The sequence below is a fragment of the Flavivirga jejuensis genome (assembly GCF_030540765.1).
In the GTDB taxonomy this organism is placed as follows: Bacteria; Bacteroidota; Bacteroidia; order Flavobacteriales; family Flavobacteriaceae; genus Flavivirga; species Flavivirga jejuensis.
In genome coordinates, this window is sequence record NZ_JAUOEL010000007.1 from 1 (window position 1) to 19,823 (window position 19,823).

At 29.8% G+C, this 19,823-nt stretch carries 13 protein-coding genes; 3 read left to right on the top strand and 10 right to left on the bottom strand.

The window, feature by feature from the left end; genetic code table 11:
- Positions 1–213: 213 nt before the first annotated feature.
- The 5 genes from Q4Q40_RS17905 to Q4Q40_RS17925 all read right to left on the bottom strand — a co-directional run bounded on the left by Q4Q40_RS17905 (position 214) and on the right by Q4Q40_RS17925 (position 6,695).
- Positions 214–1,497 carry a mechanosensitive ion channel family protein gene (locus Q4Q40_RS17905; RefSeq protein ID WP_303303338.1) on the bottom strand — a complete coding sequence of 428 codons (1,284 nt, stop codon included), beginning with the start codon at positions 1,495–1,497 and terminating at the stop codon, positions 214–216.
- Positions 1,494–1,784 carry a DUF3817 domain-containing protein gene (locus tag Q4Q40_RS17910; RefSeq protein WP_303303339.1) on the bottom strand — a complete coding sequence of 97 codons (291 nt, stop codon included), beginning with the start codon at positions 1,782–1,784 and terminating at the stop codon, positions 1,494–1,496. The genes Q4Q40_RS17905 and Q4Q40_RS17910 overlap by 4 nt, the downstream gene beginning before the upstream one ends.
- A 64-nt stretch (positions 1,785–1,848) precedes the next feature.
- Positions 1,849–2,466 carry a YqaA family protein gene (locus Q4Q40_RS17915; RefSeq protein WP_303303340.1) on the bottom strand — a complete coding sequence of 206 codons (618 nt, stop codon included), beginning with the start codon at positions 2,464–2,466 and terminating at the stop codon, positions 1,849–1,851.
- Positions 2,467–2,894: 428 nt separating this feature from the next.
- On the bottom strand, positions 2,895–4,232 hold the full coding sequence (locus tag Q4Q40_RS17920; protein WP_303303341.1) for a DUF4374 domain-containing protein: 1,338 nt from the start codon (positions 4,230–4,232) through the stop codon (positions 2,895–2,897).
- 60 nt (positions 4,233–4,292) lie between these two features.
- Complete coding sequence (locus tag Q4Q40_RS17925) at positions 4,293–6,695, bottom strand: TonB-dependent receptor (RefSeq protein WP_303303342.1); 2,403 nt, start codon at positions 6,693–6,695, stop codon at positions 4,293–4,295.
- 177 nt (positions 6,696–6,872) lie between these two features.
- Here Q4Q40_RS17925 and Q4Q40_RS17930 point away from each other — a divergent pair, with 177 nt between their 5' ends.
- The 3 genes from Q4Q40_RS17930 (at position 6,873) to Q4Q40_RS17940 (ending at position 9,554) form a co-directional block, all read left to right on the top strand.
- A complete protein-coding gene (locus tag Q4Q40_RS17930; RefSeq protein WP_303303344.1) occupies positions 6,873–7,931 on the top strand; it encodes a sensor histidine kinase in 1,059 nt (352 codons plus the stop codon).
- A complete protein-coding gene (locus tag Q4Q40_RS17935) occupies positions 7,925–8,602 on the top strand; it encodes a LytR/AlgR family response regulator transcription factor (RefSeq protein WP_303303345.1) in 678 nt (225 codons plus the stop codon). Before Q4Q40_RS17930 ends, Q4Q40_RS17935 begins: the two co-directional genes overlap by 7 nt.
- A 244-nt stretch (positions 8,603–8,846) precedes the next feature.
- Complete coding sequence (locus Q4Q40_RS17940) at positions 8,847–9,554, top strand: hypothetical protein (protein ID WP_303303346.1); 708 nt, start codon at positions 8,847–8,849, stop codon at positions 9,552–9,554.
- Here Q4Q40_RS17940 and Q4Q40_RS17945 read toward each other — a convergent pair.
- The 5 genes from Q4Q40_RS17945 to Q4Q40_RS17965 all read right to left on the bottom strand — a co-directional run bounded on the left by Q4Q40_RS17945 (position 9,520) and on the right by Q4Q40_RS17965 (position 19,716).
- A complete protein-coding gene (locus Q4Q40_RS17945; RefSeq protein WP_303303347.1) occupies positions 9,520–10,254 on the bottom strand; it encodes a lysophospholipid acyltransferase family protein in 735 nt (244 codons plus the stop codon). The two genes, Q4Q40_RS17940 and Q4Q40_RS17945, sit on opposite strands and share 35 nt — an antisense overlap.
- A 346-nt stretch (positions 10,255–10,600) precedes the next feature.
- Complete coding sequence (locus tag Q4Q40_RS17950; RefSeq protein WP_303303348.1) at positions 10,601–13,231, bottom strand: P-loop NTPase fold protein; 2,631 nt, start codon at positions 13,229–13,231, stop codon at positions 10,601–10,603.
- Between the two features lie 478 nt (positions 13,232–13,709).
- On the bottom strand, positions 13,710–14,117 hold the full coding sequence (locus Q4Q40_RS17955; RefSeq protein WP_303303349.1) for a hypothetical protein: 408 nt from the start codon (positions 14,115–14,117) through the stop codon (positions 13,710–13,712).
- Positions 14,118–14,296: 179 nt separating this feature from the next.
- On the bottom strand, positions 14,297–15,616 hold the full coding sequence (locus Q4Q40_RS17960; RefSeq protein ID WP_303303351.1) for a hypothetical protein: 1,320 nt from the start codon (positions 15,614–15,616) through the stop codon (positions 14,297–14,299).
- A 488-nt stretch (positions 15,617–16,104) separates the two neighbouring features.
- Positions 16,105–19,716: a T9SS type A sorting domain-containing protein gene (locus tag Q4Q40_RS17965; RefSeq protein WP_303303352.1), complete on the bottom strand. Its 3,612-nt coding sequence runs from the start codon at positions 19,714–19,716 to the stop codon at positions 16,105–16,107.
- Positions 19,717–19,823: the final 107 nt, after the last annotated feature.

The following is a 19,823-nucleotide window of genomic DNA, read 5'->3' on the forward strand; positions in this document are numbered from 1 at the left end:
CTCTGAAACAGGTATGGAAACACTAATTCAATATCGATTATTTTACAATTTGGTTTGTTTCAGCAATGTTACGTCATTATATCCGCTTGATAATTTTTTTTATCTCAATTCTCTGAATGACACCCCTATTACGTCATTTCATCCGCTAGTTAAAATTTTTAACAAAGATCTCTGAATGACACTAACCTTTTGCAAATATAGGATGACAACCTTTTATTGAATAAATTTACCACTACTAGGCAACTCAAAAACCTCTAAATCAAAATAGGGAAGTGCAGCAATTAAATGATCGAATATGTCTGACATGATATATTCATAATTCTCCCAGCGTTTGTCACTACTAAAAGCATATATTTCTAAAGGAATACCTTGTGTTGTTGGCGCTAATTGACGTGCCATAATCATCATATCCTTATTGATTGCTGAATGCTGTTTTAAATAGGAGTCGATATACTTTCTAAAAACACCAATATTTGTAAGGTTCCTACCGTTTAACAGCAGTTCTTTATTAATTGTATTCGATGTATTATATGAATTTATGTCTTCTTGTCGGGTCTCTAAATACGACGTGATTAATTGAATGTCTTTCAGCTTATTTACTTCATCCTCACTTAAATATTTAACACCCTCTTGTTTAATGTATAGAGCTCTCTTAATACGCCTGCCTTCCGAATTAGTCATACCACGCCAATTCTTAAAAGAATCTGATATAAGAGCATAAGTAGGAATGGTAGTAATTGTTTTATCGAAATTTTGAATTTTAACGGTTGATAAATTAATTTCAATCACATCGCCATCTGCACCATATTTTTCGAACGTAATCCAATCACCAATACGTACCATATCGTTAATAGATACCTGAATACTGGCAACGAAGCCAAGAATTGTGTCTTTAAAAACTAAGATGATAACTGCCGAAGCAGCTCCTAAAGCTGTTATAAAGGACCAAAAAGGCGTATCTGTAATAATGGCTATAGCCGACATAAAACCAGCAACCCAAGCAAAAATCATGAATACTTGAGTGTAGCTATCTATAGGTTTATCTTTTAATCTAGGAAGTATTTTTAAATAATCTTTTACAGTATTTAATAAGCTTCGTACAATCCATAATGTTAAAACGATCGCAAAAACTTGCAAGCCTTTTTCAAAAACACCATCAAAATTTGGAAAATCCCCAAAAACAGTAGGCGTAAATTTCATAGCTATTAATAACGGAATGATATGAGCAATATTCCTGGATACTTTATTATCTACTAATAAATCGTCAAAATTGGTTTTTGATGCAGAAGCGAATTTATTGAAAGCTTTTAGTAATAGTCTTCTCGTAATAAAATCTACAATAAAAACAACCATTAATAATGCAAAAAGAAGGCCGAACATATTCAGGTATTCGGCAATAGATTCAGACACGTTTAACCCTATTAATCGGTCATAAATCAAATGCTTAAAATCGATAGATTCTGAAACTACTTTAGAGGTTTCTAATTCTTGAATCATTTTAAGAGTTTTAAATATTTTCTATCAATATAAAAAGTGCCAAACGGAATAACAGATGCTATAAGAACGGTTAAAAATTCTTTGGTATTCCAGTTATAATCTTTTCTCAGCATAAAAGCAAGGGCTACATAAGCTACAAATAGTAAACCATGAGGCATCCCTAAGAGTTTTACATATTGAGGATCTCCCATTAAATATTTAATAGGTGTTGCTATAAACAATAATAGTATATAAGAGACTCCTTCTAAAAGTGCTACAATTCTGAATATATTAGGAAATGAAAACATACATTAATTTTTCATGTAAAAATAAGGCAGAATAAGAAAATAACCTTGATATATTACAGCTTATTTAAAGTGCATTAAAAATTATGAGTCCATAGATAACAAAGCGAACCAATCGTAATGAGCCAAATAGCACCACATTTCTAAAAGGAAATTTAATAATACCAGCCGCTATACAGGATATTGAAAAAGGTAGTGGAAGCAAAGCGCCAACAACTATTAGGAAACCACCCCATTTTTTTGAGTTTTTTAACTGCGTTTCCATTTTTAATTGCATATAATTATGAACCCGCGGTATTTTAGTTATTCCAATACCTAACCAATAGGATATTAAACCGCCAACATAAGAAAGCACTGCCAAAAATGATAGATATAACCACGGTCTAGGCATTTTACCAGACCAAGCAATAAATAATTCTGGAGGAATGATTCCTAAAAGTGTTTCTGAAACAAAAAAGAAAGCAAGCACGCCATAAGCAGGGAGTGTTTCTGTTAAACGTATTAAAGCCTCATTGATACTGAAAAACTTATTAACTATAACAATACCTGCAACAATTATAATAATGAATGGTAATGCTTTTTTAATCGCATTCCAAACAAAACTATAAAATCCAGTATAGTTATAGTATTGATGTAATAACTGAAATCGATTTTTCTCTGATTTCGGTTTGGGCTTCGGTTTCATAGCACTCAATGATTATTAAGACTTGCAAATATAAGTGTAAACTTTTTAATGCAAAAGAGGTTATTCATTGTTTTAAGTTTAATTTAAGTTTTCTTATACATTATTGTTAACCTTTTTTATTTCGTGCCCATCAAACTAAAAACCCTGTAATTGATAATGATACTAGCACTAAACTCATTAAAAAATTTAAAATTTTGGTTTTTGAAATTTCGGTTCTTGCAATGGTTTCACCACCATTAGCAACTCATTTCACAGTTTTATTAAAGCTCCCAGAGCCTCACACTAATATACCCAAGAAACAAAGTCATATGAATCCAGAAAACGACATTAAAAAACTCCCCTATTTATAAAGTTTACTTAATATTAAAAATGTCTTAGCGTTTTTATCAAACGCTAAGACATTAATTCAATTAAAAAGCATTAGACTTTTAGAAGTTTCTATGTAATGAATTTACAAATACATTACTTCCATCAAGAACAGCTCCTTTTTGGAAACCATTTGCACCACCATTAATATCAATTTGATAAATGTTGGCTTCACCACCACTAATACTTACGGGTAAATAGAACTTACCGTTTTCTACACAATTTAAATTAAATATGTCTACATAAGATGCTTTAGGTATATTTAATTCTGTAACTGTTTTTGTTGCAAGATTAACTTCTATCAATGTATTTGTATTTATTTTTAAATCGTCCCATACTGTAATATCAGCTTCTTTTACAACACTTGCATATACTATGTCATTACCAGCATACCAAGCATTCCAAATAGCGATTGGTTCAGAAAAACTAGCAGAAACGTCTAATACATAATCATCATAATCCCCATCTTTAATTCTTGTAAAAACAGTTGGTTTTCCTACCAATTCATCATGACTATACCAATGAGAACTTGTAAGGTTATATTGGTAAATATCTCCATTTTCTGTTTTAAATGTACCGTTATTTCTATAACCAGCTGTTTGTCCTGCAGATGCTGTAGAAACTAGTATCTCTGGATTCGTTAATGATGGATAATCGAACTTAACTGTAATTAAAGAATCTTCAATTTGAGTCCAAGTTGCCCAATCACCATATAAAGAACCAAAATAGATTTCGTTATCTTTTACAAGTCCATTTACCCAAAGCGCATCTTTACCATTTACATCTGGTATATTAACTAACCCATGGCCTTCAACTGTAAATGTTTCAAGGTCAATAATTGCATAAGGGGCATCACCATCTTCATTTGGGAAATTTGATAAAAATAAATCTCCACTACCTGTATCTTGAATATAACGAAAGAAACTTCCTGGAAGTAGTGCTGTGGTTGAAATAGCATCTCTTTTTACAAGCCCATTATCTGTAAATTCATATTTATCTAATGTACCTTCATCTCCATTAAGGTTATATAAAAACCCTTCTACACTAACAGATAGGTTTGCCCATCCTTCATAACCGTTTCCAACTATAGAAATAGTACCTGACGAAATATTATCGGTTGTAACGAAATACCCCTCACCATCTACAGCTGCTCCAACTGTAAATTTAGAATTTAATGGCTCAAGAGTATCACTGTTATCATCCGAGTTGGAAACATATCCCTCAGGTTGTTCACAAGCACTTAATGTCGAATTTGGGTCTCCTAATCCATCATTATCTGTATCGGCATACCAGATAGATGATTCGCACGTTGGTTCATCACCACTACAGGCTACAAAGGTTATAGATAAAGCTAAAAAGAAACAGTTAAGCGCTCTTTTCAATAATTTATTTGTTTTCATAATCTTAAATTTAATGTCCATTTTATTTTGTAATTCTCTATTTTTCATTACTCTATTTAATTATTGTTGTGTTATTTTATAATTTATTTTTAAGAAAATTGCTCTACCGGGTTTTTGAAGTAAATAGTTGTCATAAACTTGCTCATTAAACATGTTAAAGATATCTACTGCCAAAATGAATTTCTTAGAAGGGAAGGTGTAGCCTATTCCTGCATCGAATACTAATTGGGAAGGTACTATGCTCTTATTTTCTTCACTTCCAAGACTTGCCCATCGTAGAAAAAATTCGTGTGTGTAACTAGATTGTAGGTAGGCGAAAATTTTAGAATTCTTTTGTATAAAATCTGACATATTATAATCTAACCCTGCATTAGCCATAAAGTATGGCTCATTTCTCATTCTATCTCTATAGACAATATTCTCTCTTCCGTTTTCGTCAAATTCGAGATTGTTTCTTAGGTCTTGGTATGTTCCGTTTAGCTTAAATTTGAAATTGTAATCAAAATCATAAATAAAATCTAGTTCTATTCCTGTTCCTGATATCCTATCAATATTTCTAAATTCACCATTACCTTGGCCATCAATTATGGTAAATAGCAATTTGTCTGTAACATCTCTATAAAAAGTATTTACAGCAATTTTGATTCCATGGCGAGAGGAACCTAATTTATACCTTCCTAAAATGCCCCCCAAATTGACATTAAAACTTTGTTCCGGATTAATAAAAGGGTTATTATTAACAGTAACTCCATCTCCAAGAGCTTCTGTAGGACTTGGCATTCTAGTGGCTTGCTCCAAAGAAGTTTTAATTAATAACTCTGGTGAAAATCTATAAGATGCAGCAAATCCACCTCCCCAATTGTTTAATTTGTTTTTATATTCAATAATTTCCCACTCATCTGTGTATTCTAAATCATTGATACTCGCATTGTAACCGTAGTATTTAACGAAAGCATTAGCACGTAGTTTATTATTAAATTTTACTGTTTCTAGTGATAAACCTGCAAATTGTGATCTTATATTTTGTGGTTCTAAATAAGGTATTCTATATTCTGGAGTAAATGGGTCTTCACCTGTAATTTTAGTAGTTGAATAAAGGTAGTTGAACCCTAATTTAAAATCTGAAGGCAGTTGATACGTTGTATTTAATCTGTAAATTTGTGATTGGTTTTTCTGGGTGTATTCAGATTTACCATCATATCCCATCTCTCCACCAGATTCTCTAACACCTATTTCCATTCCTCTCCAATCATATTGAACGTGTGAAGTATCAATTAAAACACCTTCTGTATATGTATAACCTGCAAAAGCATTTACATCCAACCCTTTAGTTATTAAATTCGTTTTCTTATAACTTATACTAGGCATAATTACTTGCTCGTTGTTTCTTACTTTACCGAAAACACGTGCCATGGTTTGTGCCGTTTGGATGCCTTTTTTAGTATCTGATGCCAACAGGGTAATGAAAAATTGATCTGCCCATTTTTTTTGAGTAAACCCCACATCAAGCTTAGCACTAGTCGTTTGGAAATCGTCATTAAATCTTTCAGCTGGATTATCTCTGGTAAATTCTACAGCCTTAAAACCTGTAGATTCATCAGCATAATGAACACCTTTGCCCCAAACTTTGTAATTATTGTCTGAGTAGGTGTAAAATGTGGATAACTTAGTGGTTAGGCCAGATTTAAGCTGCCATTGTCCGTGTAAAGCTATCTTGTGGGTATTAAAAGAACCAAAAGAATACGAAGCTTCTAAAAAATTCGATATTTTTTGATTTGTTACAAGATTAATGGCTCCGCCTAAGGCATCAGATCCTAAGCTAACCGGTACAACTCCTTTATATATATCAATACGGTCAATAAGTGATACTGGCAAATTGTTGATAGAATATGATGAACCAAAATAATCCATTGGAATACCATCAATAAAAAAACGTATGGCATTGCCCGACATGCCATTTAAAGAATAGTTATAATCTGAACCAACTCCTCCAGATGTTCTAACATTTATACCTGTAGTTCTAGTTAAAATGCTATTTAAACCAAGACTTTGAGATTTAAGCTTCTGAGTTTCTATGGCAGTTACACTAAATCCTTTTTCTTCAATTTTTGCGGCTTTTGTTTTTCCTTTTATGACAACTTCACTAAGTTCCGACCTATCTTCAATTAAAATAATATCTCTATTTGTAATCTCATCCGGATTTATATGTATAGATAACTTCTCTGTTTTAAAGCCTATTCCAGAAACAATAAGGGTGTAATTACCCGATATAATGTCCTTTAATTTATATATACCGTCAAAATTAGTTGCTGCTCCTTTTTTTGTGCCATCTATAAGAACTGATATTCCCGGAAGAGGTCGCCCCATTTTGTCAATAATGGTTCCTTGTAATTCTCCTGTCCTTGTTTGTGCCTCTAGCGACATACAACAAACTACAAGAATAGATATGAAAAAATATTTCATTTTATTTAGACTGAATAAAAATAATATGCAAAAATGGAAAATTTAAGTAGTTTTTGAAAGAATAAATCTGTAAACGACATATATAATACTATGAACGTCAAGTGATAATTTTAATATCTAGAATCTTTATAAATAACTAAAAGAATATTATATTTTTGACTTTCATCTACGCTTAAAATGATACTAAAAGCCGTGTTTTTTTTTAAAAAGAATTATGAAGAAATTATTTTTCAAATTATAGTTTCTATTTCTTTATTTTTATTTTATTCTTATAATCAAGGTGTTTCTCTTTACAATGAACCAGGTACTGGAAAGATCATACCTTATGAACTATCTTTTTTTTGTAATTATATGGTAGCTGCTATGCTTATTAACTATGTATTGTTACCAAAAATTTATTCTAAAAAGAGGTTTACTTTATTTTTTGTTGCTTTAGTTTTATTAATTTCTATTGTTATTTTGATAGATGAATTTGTATTAGAAAAAATATATTTTCCAGATACAAGAGGAGTTTATTTTCCAGGAATATTATTTACACTTATAGAAACGCTTCCTACAATTGTTGTTTTTGTTGGGTTTAAGTTTGCTTGGGACTATAATAAGAAACAAAGCGAAATTGAAACATTAAAAACTTTAGTTCAAGAAAGTGAACTCCAATTTTTAAAGTCTCAAATAAATCCGCACTTTTTATTTAATAATTTAAATAATCTGTATGCTTATGCTATTGAAAAATCACCTAAAACACCATCCATAATTTTAGAACTTGCTTCTGTTTTACGGTATATGCTTTATGATTGTAAAGAGGATTATGTATCTCTTTCTAAAGAAATTATGCATCTAAAAAACTTTACAGCGCTTTATAAATTGCAAATAGAACATCGTGGAGACATACAATTTAATTCTGGGGTTAAAACACCGCATTTTACTATTGCTCCTCTAATATTAATGGTGTTTATTGAGAATGCTTTTAAACATAGTACTGCTAGTCAATCTGAAAATATTGTAATCCATATTAATATAGATGTTTCTGAAGTAGGGGAGTTGCACTTTACATGTAAGAACGGATTTTCTCCAATTGCAAATACAAACAATTTATCAAAAGGTATTGGTTTAATTAATGTTAAAAAGCGTTTACATTTATTATATCCCAATGCCCATGATTTAAAAATTACGGATTCTAATAATATTTTTAATGTTGAATTAATTTTACAGTTAAAACCTATTGAGACATGCTAAATTGTATCATTATAGAAGATCAACCGCCAGCGCAACGGATATTACAAAAATATATTTCTGAAGTAGAGATATTGTCTCTTAAAGGAACGTTTCCTGATGCCATAAAAGCCAAATATTTTATGGATATGGCCCCTGTAGATGTAATTTTCTTAGATATTCATTTGCCAAAAATGTCTGGGATAGATTTTTTAAAATCTGTCCCAAATCATCCCAAAGTTATTCTTACTACAGCATTTTCTGAGTATGCTTTAGAAAGTTATGCGTTTAATGTTGTCGATTATTTATTAAAACCAATTTCTTATGAGCGGTTTTTACAAGCTATTTCTAAGCTGAAATTAAATATTAATGAAACCACAGAAGGATCTGAAACTATCATTTTAAAATCTGGTTATGAACATATTAGACTATTAACTTCTGAGGTTATTTATATTAAATCTGATTCTTATTATACAGAGGTTACTACATTAGAAAAGACTTATATAAGTAATGATTCTTTAAAACAATGGTTAGAAAAATTAGATAATAATTATTTTTGTCAGGTACATAAATCGTATTTAATTAATATCCAGCATTTAATTAAAGTTTCTGGTAATATAATTTACTTAACAAATACGACTTTGCCATTAGGAAGAGCTTTTAAAAAATATTTTATGGATACTTATTTAAAATAGGTAGGTATTTGAATTTTGAATGATATGATATTTTTGAGCTTATTTAAAATTCTATTTTACATAATATTAATTATAGTACAAATGTATTTCATATCATTAGATAGCTATAATTCAATATTATGTAAAATATCCCAGAGTAATTAGTTCGTATATATGATAAAAAATCATAAAATCATATTGATTCCCATACAATTGTTCTAAATATATGTAATGTATTTCCTATTTTTATTTAAAATATTTATAGATGGCATTAAAGGAAATTACAGCAAAATTGGAAACCATTGGTAAATCAATGGAAACAAATTTGAAATATCAAATATTAACAGTTGGTTTATTCTTTGCGATTAGTCAAGGAACTTATCAAGAGAACGCAGTTTCCATTTTAGGTACAGATATTCCTATATCTATTTTATTAATAGCTTGTCCAGTAATTTTCATTTATCTTTTAGCACGTTTTGCTATTGACACATCTTTCTTTTTTGTCACGAACAATCTTTTAGTTAATGAAATTAATCTTAGTAAAATTAATAATGAAGAATTACGAATTCATTATCCTATGTCTTTATTTGTAACACTTACTTTAAGTACAGAGCTTACAATTAATCGTGGAAGAAGACTTATTAACAAACTCTTATCTACTATTATTTTCATCGTCCCTGGAATTAATGTGGGAATTGGTTTTTACATATTACTAAATTTTATGGCTAAAGAGTATCAAACACTATTTTGGATTTTCCTTATATTAGGATTAATTGTATACATTACAGTGTTGGTAATTTCTTTAATTAAAGAAAGAAAAGTTTATTTAAGATATTTTCACGTGCCAATTACTGTTTTATTAGCTTCTATTACAACATTGATATTCTTAAGTAATAATATATCTTTATCAGATATCCTTAAAAACAATAAGGAAAACGCTAGTCAATTTTATAAATTCCCAAACCATCATTAATTGTTTTTTTTACGTTAAATATGACTTCATCAATATTCTCCCCTTCTGCCTTGGAATGATAAATAATTCTAACTTTAGTTGTTAATTTCCCGAAGGTTCGAAAGAAATGTGGAATAAAGCGATCGTCACCTACCCAATAATTTGACTTATCTAGATAATCAATTGATATTGGATAAATAGGAATACCAAGATTGTACGCTGCCACTAATGAACCGTTTTTTGTTTCCCTAATCTTATTTTCAACAGTAGTTGTTCCTTGTATAAAATTGAGAACGGATTTATTCCGCGACAATACCGTTTTAATCCCATCTAATCCTTTTTTTCTATCAGTTGAATTTCCTCTATCAATAAAAATAGTGCCTGAGATACTCGCTATGTATCCAATTATTGGCCATCCTTTAACAGTTTTTTTACTTACAGCATAGGCTCTGTTTTTACACAATATAACGGTTGCATCTATATAACTTCTATGATTTGAAACTAAAAGGCATTTTTCATCTGGTATTTCTCCATATTGTGTAATTCTAATGCCTAGCGCCCAATTTGTAAACTTAGCCAGAAACGTTCTATAAGAAACACCAATTTTAGGCTTATTGGCTTTAGATAAAAACAAACTATAAATAAAAAATAAAACACAAAAGAATGAGCCTAATGAAACAAAAAGAATGAATCTTATAAAGCCAATTATTCTAAGTATCATAAATTTTCTTTGTAAATAAATAGTATTATTAGAATCATTTACTATTAATACAGGAAAAATGAAAAGTGGGTGGAGTAATCTGTAGAAACTACTTTAAAATGTGTAGGTAGTATAATTATAGGATTATAAAAGGCTATAAATCTAACAGTTGTTTGAGATTTCAAATAGTAATACATTTTTAAGAAACATTTTAGAAGAAAAAAATCAAAGAAGATTAGTCGTTTAAATTTCACTTTTACCAAAGCAAAGTTACACAACGCAGTACATTATAGTACATTTCATTATCTATCTTTGGTAATTCTAGTACTTTAACCGATTTATGGCATTTTATTTTTATTTAAAAAGTTTAATATGGTACAATCATTTCTATTAATTTGGGAGTAAATAGTTTTAATGTTGGGTTTTCTACTAAACTTATGGATACGGAATTTGTAAAGCTGAAAGTTTTAGTTTCATTAGACTTTAGAGCTATTGCTTTTGCTATAAAATCACAATAACTATCTGATAATTGTCCTTCTCCCGTTTCTTGATTTAAATATGATGAAGCAATGTTTTTTGCCAAAAGATAACGGTACATATATATTCTTAGTTGGCGTGGTGTAATATTTTCTGATATAGTTTTTGAGTATTTTTCGAGTAATGTTAATTCTTTTTTAAGTAGAAAAAACTCATTTTGAGTTTCAATCTGGTCACTTGTAATTACATCAGGAAATATGATGATTTCATGAGATTTTTCATCAAAAGAGCTTGTTTCAATTTCGTCTTCTTCAAAAGGTTCTTGTTGAGTATTTTCAACATGTTCTAAAATTTTATTATTTATGGCATAAGTTTGTAGTATAATAGCTTGTTCCTTTTCATTTAATTTTGGCAATTTAATTCCGCCTATAAATAGCTTATCCATATACTCCTCTATTAAATTCTTAGAAGACGAATTATTAATGAAGCCAAAATCTTTGTACTTATATTCAATAGCTCTTTCTAATAGAAATTCATCTACAGCAACTAAAATAATAATACGTTCTATTAAATCCTCATCATCTAACATTACTCTAAGTGCATCAATTATTTGTAAAATCTTTTCTTCCTTGCACCTATCAATGTCGTCAACAAATAATAACAATCTCTTCTTTTTTCCTTCATTAGAATCTAGCCAATGCTTAATTAAAACTGTCAATTCATTTTGAATTTCAGCCTGAATACCTAATATTTCATTGAAATTGCGTGAATTAGAATATGATAAAATAGTAGATTTTAAAGGTTTATAATATTTACGATAATGTATATAACCTTGAATTAATCCTATAACTCCAACAAGGCCTACTACATAATTTAGCATTTCGATTTTTAACTTCGAACTAATACTATAAGTAAATAAAACTGATAATATTACAGAACCAATAATTGAAATAAGGGGTGAAAGCCCTTTTCTCTTTATATTTAAAGAGAAGACTTTTTTAAACTTTTTACAAGAATTTGATTCTCCAATATACCCATCTAATATTACTCCGTATAGGTGTGCCCATATTGTTTCAGTTTCTTGATATTTCCACGCATTAAACGTAATGTGTTCGTATTCAAATTTTGAATCATTAAATACATTAAAATATGCTTTTAAGCGGTCATATAAGAAAGTCTTGCCTCTTCCCCAACTACCAAATATTCCGAGCATTTGACCTTTGTTTTTATCCAAATTTTCAATAATTCCAGCTAATTCTTCTGCTATAATTTCAACTTCCAATTTTGGCTCAACCAATTCATCAATGGTTATTTTTTGTCTGGATGCTGCGCCTAGCTTAGGTAGAATTAAAGTCGTGTTGAAATTTGTAATCAATTCCGCTCTAAAATATTTTCTGAAAATTAATTCATTTGCCAATTCATATTCTTTTTTAGGAATAGGAATACAGGTGGAAGGATTGTTAGGTGTCCACCATTTAGAAGATCCTTTAAAGTTAGCATCAGTTACACTGTCAAATAAAAAGCGATACTTTCGTTGTTTCCATCCTTCTTCGTCATTGAAATCATAATCTTCAATATTATCGTTTAAAAATTGACCAACCAACAAAAAACGAGAGTTACCCCAGCACAAAAAAAACAAGTCTCCTGCTTTAGCCTCCTTAAAATTCTCGTATTGTGAATCTCCATCTCTACCTTTAGCTTCAGTATCTTCATGTACAACTACGATATTATTATCTATACAATATTGTATTTCTTTTAAGGTTGGAAAAAACTTTATACCATGTGAAATTTTATAAATGGAGTTTTCTTTAACTCCTATCTTACGATAACGAACATTTTCATTATCATCATTATCTTGTATCATTTTATTTTTTACGGCATTGAAAAAATCAAAAACTTGCTTTTGCATGTCTTTACCATCTTCAATTTTTTTTGAGCTTATAAAACGATCTTTCAATCGATCATATAAATGACAAATTAAACCACGGTAGTCAATTTGGAAGAAAAGCTGTATTGCAGTTTTCTGATTAGCGTTAGCCTTATTGTATATAGCCATCCATACATTATCTGAACCAAAGTTCCTAGCCCCATTAAAATCAACAACGAATGGCTTAGCAGCTACATTACCAATGTTTAATTTTTGGATAATTTCATTTCCAAATTGATGTATTGTTTGTTTTACATCAAAAGATGTGTCATTGCTAATTATAGGATAGAGTATTGAAAAAGTCCCCCATGCTTTGAAACTATTTTTATCTGCTTTAGTTTCTGATTTTTCGATTAATGAATCTATGAACTTAATGTCAACAAAAGTGCCTTTTAGTAAAAGTTCAATGATTTTGAACCGTAAGAAGTTTACTGGTTTTTTTTCGCTATGACTATATCGAGTATGTAAAGTAGTAAGTTTTTTATTGTCAACAGAATTCAATTCTTTAACAAGAAGTTCTTCACTGAGTTTTAAGCTATACAATCTCTCCGCTTCATCTTTTATTTCTGCTACTATTTTATTTAATTTAATCATTTTATGCATTTATTTTTCTCAATATATTCAGAGGGGACGTGATTTATTTCACTCATATTACTTGCTTTTACTCCTTTTTATTAAAATTTAAGAGAATAATAACTATTCAAAGATAGAAATACTTAGCAAGTAATCACTTACAAAATACTGCAATCGATTGAAAATTAGAGAGAATAATCCCATTCCATACACATTTTGCTTCCACTCCTCTGCCCTTTCAGCAAAAAGAGTATTCCTTTACATTTTTTAAAGAAACATTTTAGAAGAAAAAAATCAAAGAAGATTATTATTAGGTAAAAGCTTTTACCCAAGCAAAGTCTACATAACGCAGAACATTATAATTCATTTTCAATATTATAATCTGACATTATATAAAATTGCTTTATAAACTTTTTAACTTGGAGTTTTATTGTAATCGATCTTATGGAAACATTCCTAGCAAACGCCATATTAATACATAACATATTTGGCAATATCATTATTCATTTAGTTTTTTTAAATACCTAGTTATTGGCACAATTGATATAAGAATAATAAATCCTAATGCCATCAATAGTATTCCAAACCAAAATAGTGAAGATTCAAGAACCTCGGTATGCGGTTTAAGTACTAAATCCAATTTATAATGTAAGTTATCAATAGCTACACTTAGCTCTTTTGCTTTTTTTAAACTTAAAAGAAAACCTCCGCCCATACCTAAGCACAAAATTGATGGAACGAATAAACCGTAAGCCGATAAATGGGTCTTTGCTTCTTTTAATAAATATGCTATAACAGCACCTGCAACTCCTAAAACAAAGGTTACAGATTTTAAAACTATATCTAAATAGAATTTATAGAGTTCTGTTAAAACACCAAACTCTTGAAATAAACTTGAATTTTCCATTGTTCTTTATTTAATAAAATTAAGATACTTCCCATTATTGATACTCTCCTATTGTTTTTAAATTACTAAATTATAACCCAAAATAATATATACAAATCCTCTAGAAGGTAAAAGACTTTAAAATTCACTATTAAAACTTAATAGTAAAGAAAAACACTTTATAGTTCTTATTTTTAATACTATTGCTTAACTATTGGCTGGAAAAAATCTCCTATTTTTTTAAAATTAAATGCTTTTGAAAGCGTAGCAACAAAAAAGGGTCGATGATTAAACGCTGTATTTGTTACTTCTGCTTGAAGAGTTATTCCTGTCTTAGAGTCCGTTACCCATGCCCTACCCGAGAAAAATATATCACTTTGTTGCCGAATAGTAGAACTTAAAAGACCTGATTGAATATCTCTATTGTAATTAGAAGCATAACCTATTGATCCATGAGCTCTTACACTAATTTTTTCGTTTTCTAATGATAAGAACACTCCTATTATTCCTAGGTTAAATGAATACTCATTGAAAGTTTTTGTAAATAAAGGTCTCACAGGGTTATTTGTATTTTCCCCATTCTGTAATCTTTCATCAACTATTTCTTGAAAATTTCTATTTATTGTTAGTGAATCTGTAGTTCCAATATTTAAATTTTCAAAGCTAAGTGTAGATCTTCTATAAACAAACTCTAATGAAGGCGAATAATACAAGTTGATATTTCGTTCAGGATTATTCGATTTAAACCATTTTAACTTTATAAGAGGACTTATATATACCCCTATATTATCTGTTACTCTTTTATTGGTATAAAAATCAGTTTTTGATGTTCTAAGACTTGTTGTATCAGTCAAAGATTCAAATTTTATTTCACGCCTTACGGTACCAGCAGAGTCTGTTTGAGTGAAAGCCCTATTACCATAAATACTTAAGTAAAAACCAACGTTTTTGTTTTTTCCTGCCTTTGGTTGTGAATAAACGTTTGTTGCAAAAAATAAGTCTTTAGCCCTGATACCTTCGACTAAGTCAAAATTAGTTCCTACATATGCTAAATACTTATACCCATCAAGTGTTTCTTCATAAGAGTTTAGGATTATTTCAATTTTTTTATGTTTAGCCTCATTTGTCTTTTTAAGAATAGAATCCTTTTTAGATAATTCAATTTCAAATACTAACTTTCTTTGCCTATCAGGAATAGTATCTTTAATGATTTTTAAAAAGAACTCCTTTTCATTTTCTAAACTCGATAGTTTAGACTTTTCAAAATAAAGTTGATAACCTGAACTAATAATATTAGTTTCTTGACTATTAACCTTGATATCCAGTTTATAACTATCTAAACTGTCTTTCTTCAAATCTTTGATTTCAATAAATAATTTTAGAGGAAGAATTAAATCTTTCTTAGCTCTTTTTACTTCAATACTTGCTTCATTAAAACCTACCTTAATTGATTGGCTAAAAGTATAAGAAGAAATAAAAAGGCAAGTGACAATACTGAAAAATAAACAATTTGTTTTCATACTTATAAAAATATTAGTTGTATATAATGATTATCTCAAACGACAATTAAAGTTTATTTTTTAATAAATAATGGAAATTTTGGAATACTAAAAAATACCCAATGAAGGTTATTTCAAAAAAACCTTGCATAATAATTGTAAAAAAGGGAGAGTTCAATCATTAATAATTAAGTGATTACGACAAATGTACGAAAATTAACTCAATAACACCATTCCATACACATTCCCACTTCACTCCTATCGTCGCTTCGGGCAAAGCGTATTCCATTACATTTTTAAAGAAACATTTGAGATGAAAAAATTAAAGAAGATTAGTAAATGATAAAAGCTTTTTACCAAAGCAAAGTGTACATAACGCAGAACATTATAGAACATTTACATATTCTATAATAAGTCATTATATAAAATTGCTTTATAAACTTTTAAATCAGGAATTTTATTGCATAGAATTAGCTAACTATACCCAAGTTTAATATGTATAATTAGTCTTATTTAATCACTTTATAAACTTTCACAGCTCCAGATGCTTCCCTTAGTTTTACGATATACACACCCAGCGGTAAATCGCTCACATTTAAAACATCATTTTGTCCACTTAACAGCTTTTTAATTAAAAACTTGCCCTGAATATCATATAATTCTAATTGTGTTATATCGTTATAGTGGCAGCTAATGTTTAAAGAATTAGTAAGTGGAACTGGATACATCTTGCAAACAGAAGATTTAAAATCAGACACCGACAATAGTTCCGTTACGGTTGTCATTACTGTATTTGTCGTGATTGGTTGATTAAAATCAAAATAGATATCAGCAGTATTAAGCATACTATCACTAATTTGAAGATTAGAATTTGGTTTTATCTTATATGTGATAAAACCACTAGACCCCTCTTCATTGGTATTACTATCTGGAAGGTTGATATCATTAAATGTAAAAGTAGCAAATTCCCCATTAGTTATTTGGATATCTGCCGAATGGCTGGTTTCTAAAATTTGAAAGCTTTCCCAATTTAAATTTGAATCTAATTCATTGATTACTTTCACATTGATAGCAGAAGCTGTTCCTGTATTCTGAAAACGAATTATGTAATGAAGGTAGTCATCTAAATCTTCCACAAGAATTTTTGACCCTTCTATCACTTGAATATCATTTGGGTCAAAAGAACCGATAACTACTTGCTCAAGTATGAACTCATTATTTTCTAAAAAATCATCTTCACCAGTAATTGTTCCATGAGCACTAGTTACAAATAAATCATCAATATTTACAGTTGGCGGTGGCTCAACTAAAAAATTTGCTTGAATAGAATTAGATTCAAAAGGAAGTAATGTATCTATATTGAAGGTAAGCTCTCCTGAAAGAATAGAACTGGGAGCTTCTGAGGCTTCAATGAAATTAAGTGCACTTTCGTTAAAATTAAGATTAACCTCTCCTTCCAGAACAGTAGTACCCACGTTTTTGTAGGTAAGCAAATACTTTGTCTCAAATCCAGGTCTTACTTCCAATAAGGGAAATAGTTGAACTTCTAAATCATGTACTTCCTGTTCCGCTTCAATACAAAAATCACCGAACTCAGTAGTTCCAATTCCATCAAACGTAAATTCGTGCTCCGATGGATTAGCTCCGTAATAATTAGGTAATGTACCAGAGACAGTAGTTGTATAAGTCCCCTCTCCAACATTTAGATTATAAAGTCCATTGGGAAGTGTAAACGTACTATAAGAATTAACCCCATCACTTGATGTTATCATTAAATTCTTTATTATTGGATTATTCATATCATCACAACCTGAAGAATCATAGTCATTTGTTACTTTTCCAATGATTTGATTTCCTTGCTCTCCTTCATTAAGAAGTACGATAAGGCGATCTGGAGTATAAGTACTTGAGCCAACATAATATTCGAATGTATCTGAATGAGCTATATCAACTTTAAAATCACCATTAAAATCTCCAAGTGCTGTAGCTGGATTAACTGACGTTCTGTTAGTTATAAATATTGGTATTTCGGCACTAAAATCCTCATTTCCAGTTAAATTTTCATACCACAAAATACCGTCTTTTCCCCATGATTTCCATACTATATCCTTATCAAAATCACCATCTAAATCTGTAATTTCTACAAATTGAATAAATTCATTAGGATTTCCTATTAACATTGGAGCCGAAAAATTTCCAGTACCATCTGTATTTTCATGCCATTTGATATCTTTTCCAAAGGTAATTACATCAAGGTCATTATCCTGATCAAGATCTTCCAAACATATCCCCCTAGTTGCTATAATGTTTGGAAGTATAACTGCGGGGGCAAAACTTCCATTTCCATCTGCATTTTCAAACCATTTTACAAGGTTGGGATAATAAGCTTCAAATACTACTACATCAAGATCACCATCACCATCTATATCACCTAATTGGACCGATCCCGGGCTATCGACATTTGTACCTACTTCAATGGGAGAAGAAAAGGTGCCAGACCCATTTTCATTTCTTAACCAATAAACAGTTTCATCTTCTTTATATTGAACTAGAACAAAATCCTGATAACCATCCTTATCTATATCCCCTGCGGCTATATCGGATACAGTAGTTCCTAAATTAATCTCTATAGTCGAATTTATTACTTGAGCATTTTTAAATATTCCTGATCCATCAATATTTTCATACCAAACAAGATCTGCATTCGGTTCCTCTCTAATTGATACTATATCAAGATCACCATCATTGTCTACGTCAATAGGTTCAGAATCTTTCAAATAATCGCTACCTGATAAGGCTTCTTTTCTACCAAAATTCCCATTACCATCTAAATTTCTATAAATAGAAGTATAAAAATAATTCTTACTCAATAAATCGAGATCACCATCATTGTCAATATCTATCGATTCAATAGAGTCTATAAAAGGGTATTCTGAAATAATCTTTCTAGAGTCAAAGGTTCCTTGACCATCTAAATTTGAATATTTGTAAATGGTTCCTATAGTTGATGAAAAAAGTGAAGTAATAACATCTATTGTTCCATTTCCATCAAAGTCTCCCGTAGCTAATCTATCTCTAGTATTACTACAAAAACTACAATTTTTATAATCAATTATTTTAGGTATTGAGAAAGTACCCATTCCGTCATTGTTTTCTAACCAAAACAAACTACCCTTATGTGCACCCAGCAAATCTTGATCGCCATCAGAATCAAAATCTGTCGATATCAAATTATCAGCATTATAACCTTCAATACTAATAATAGTTTGAGACAATTCTCCTATTCCATCAAATTCATACCAAATAAGATTATTATAACTACTAGCAATAAAATCTGCATTAGTATCTCCATCAATATCTACTTTCTTTAAAACATATGGAGAACTAGTCAAATTTTCATGAAATGGTAGCGCTGCTGAAAATGTCATATTCCCTAAATTTTCATACCAAGAAATTTGATTAAGTGAAGGGTCGTATAAAACAATGTCAATTTTAGAATCATCATTAACATCTTCTAGCATAAAGATTCCTGAAGTAAAAGAGTCAAGAGGAGGGATTACCACGTCTAAATTGGTAAAGGTTCCTAGGCCATCTAAATTTTCGTACCATACAACACCTTCAAATTGATGCAATAAAATATCAATATCATTATCTCCATCAATATCGCTTATTTCTATATTACCGATGTAGGTGAAAAATTCTTCTATTTCGTTAAAATCACTAAAATTCCCATCCCCTAGATTGGTAATCCATCCAATTTTATTTGGTCCAAGTCCAACTGTATCTAATGAACATACTATGTCTAAATCTCCATCTCCATCTAAATCTCCGATTTGCATATCTTGAATAGATAAGGTATCACCATTATAAATCATCTTAGCAGAAGAAAAATCACCAGCTCCATCTCTATTTTCATACCATACAATAGTAAGCAATGAGTTTACAAGAATATCAAAATCACCATCTTGATCTAGGTCTAGATTTTCATGATCTAATAATTTGGGATTAAAGATGACATCATCTTTTCCAGTTATTTCAATTTCTTCAAAAGACAACTGTGCCATTAAACCTAAAGGAATAATGGATGTGATAAAAAATAATAATGCTTTAAAATTTGTCATAATTATTTGGAGTTTCATTGTATATGATTGATGAGAAAAACGAATTTAATTTATATTTCAAGATTTTATAAATAAATCCTTATATTATCGTTTAAATTCAATATCTA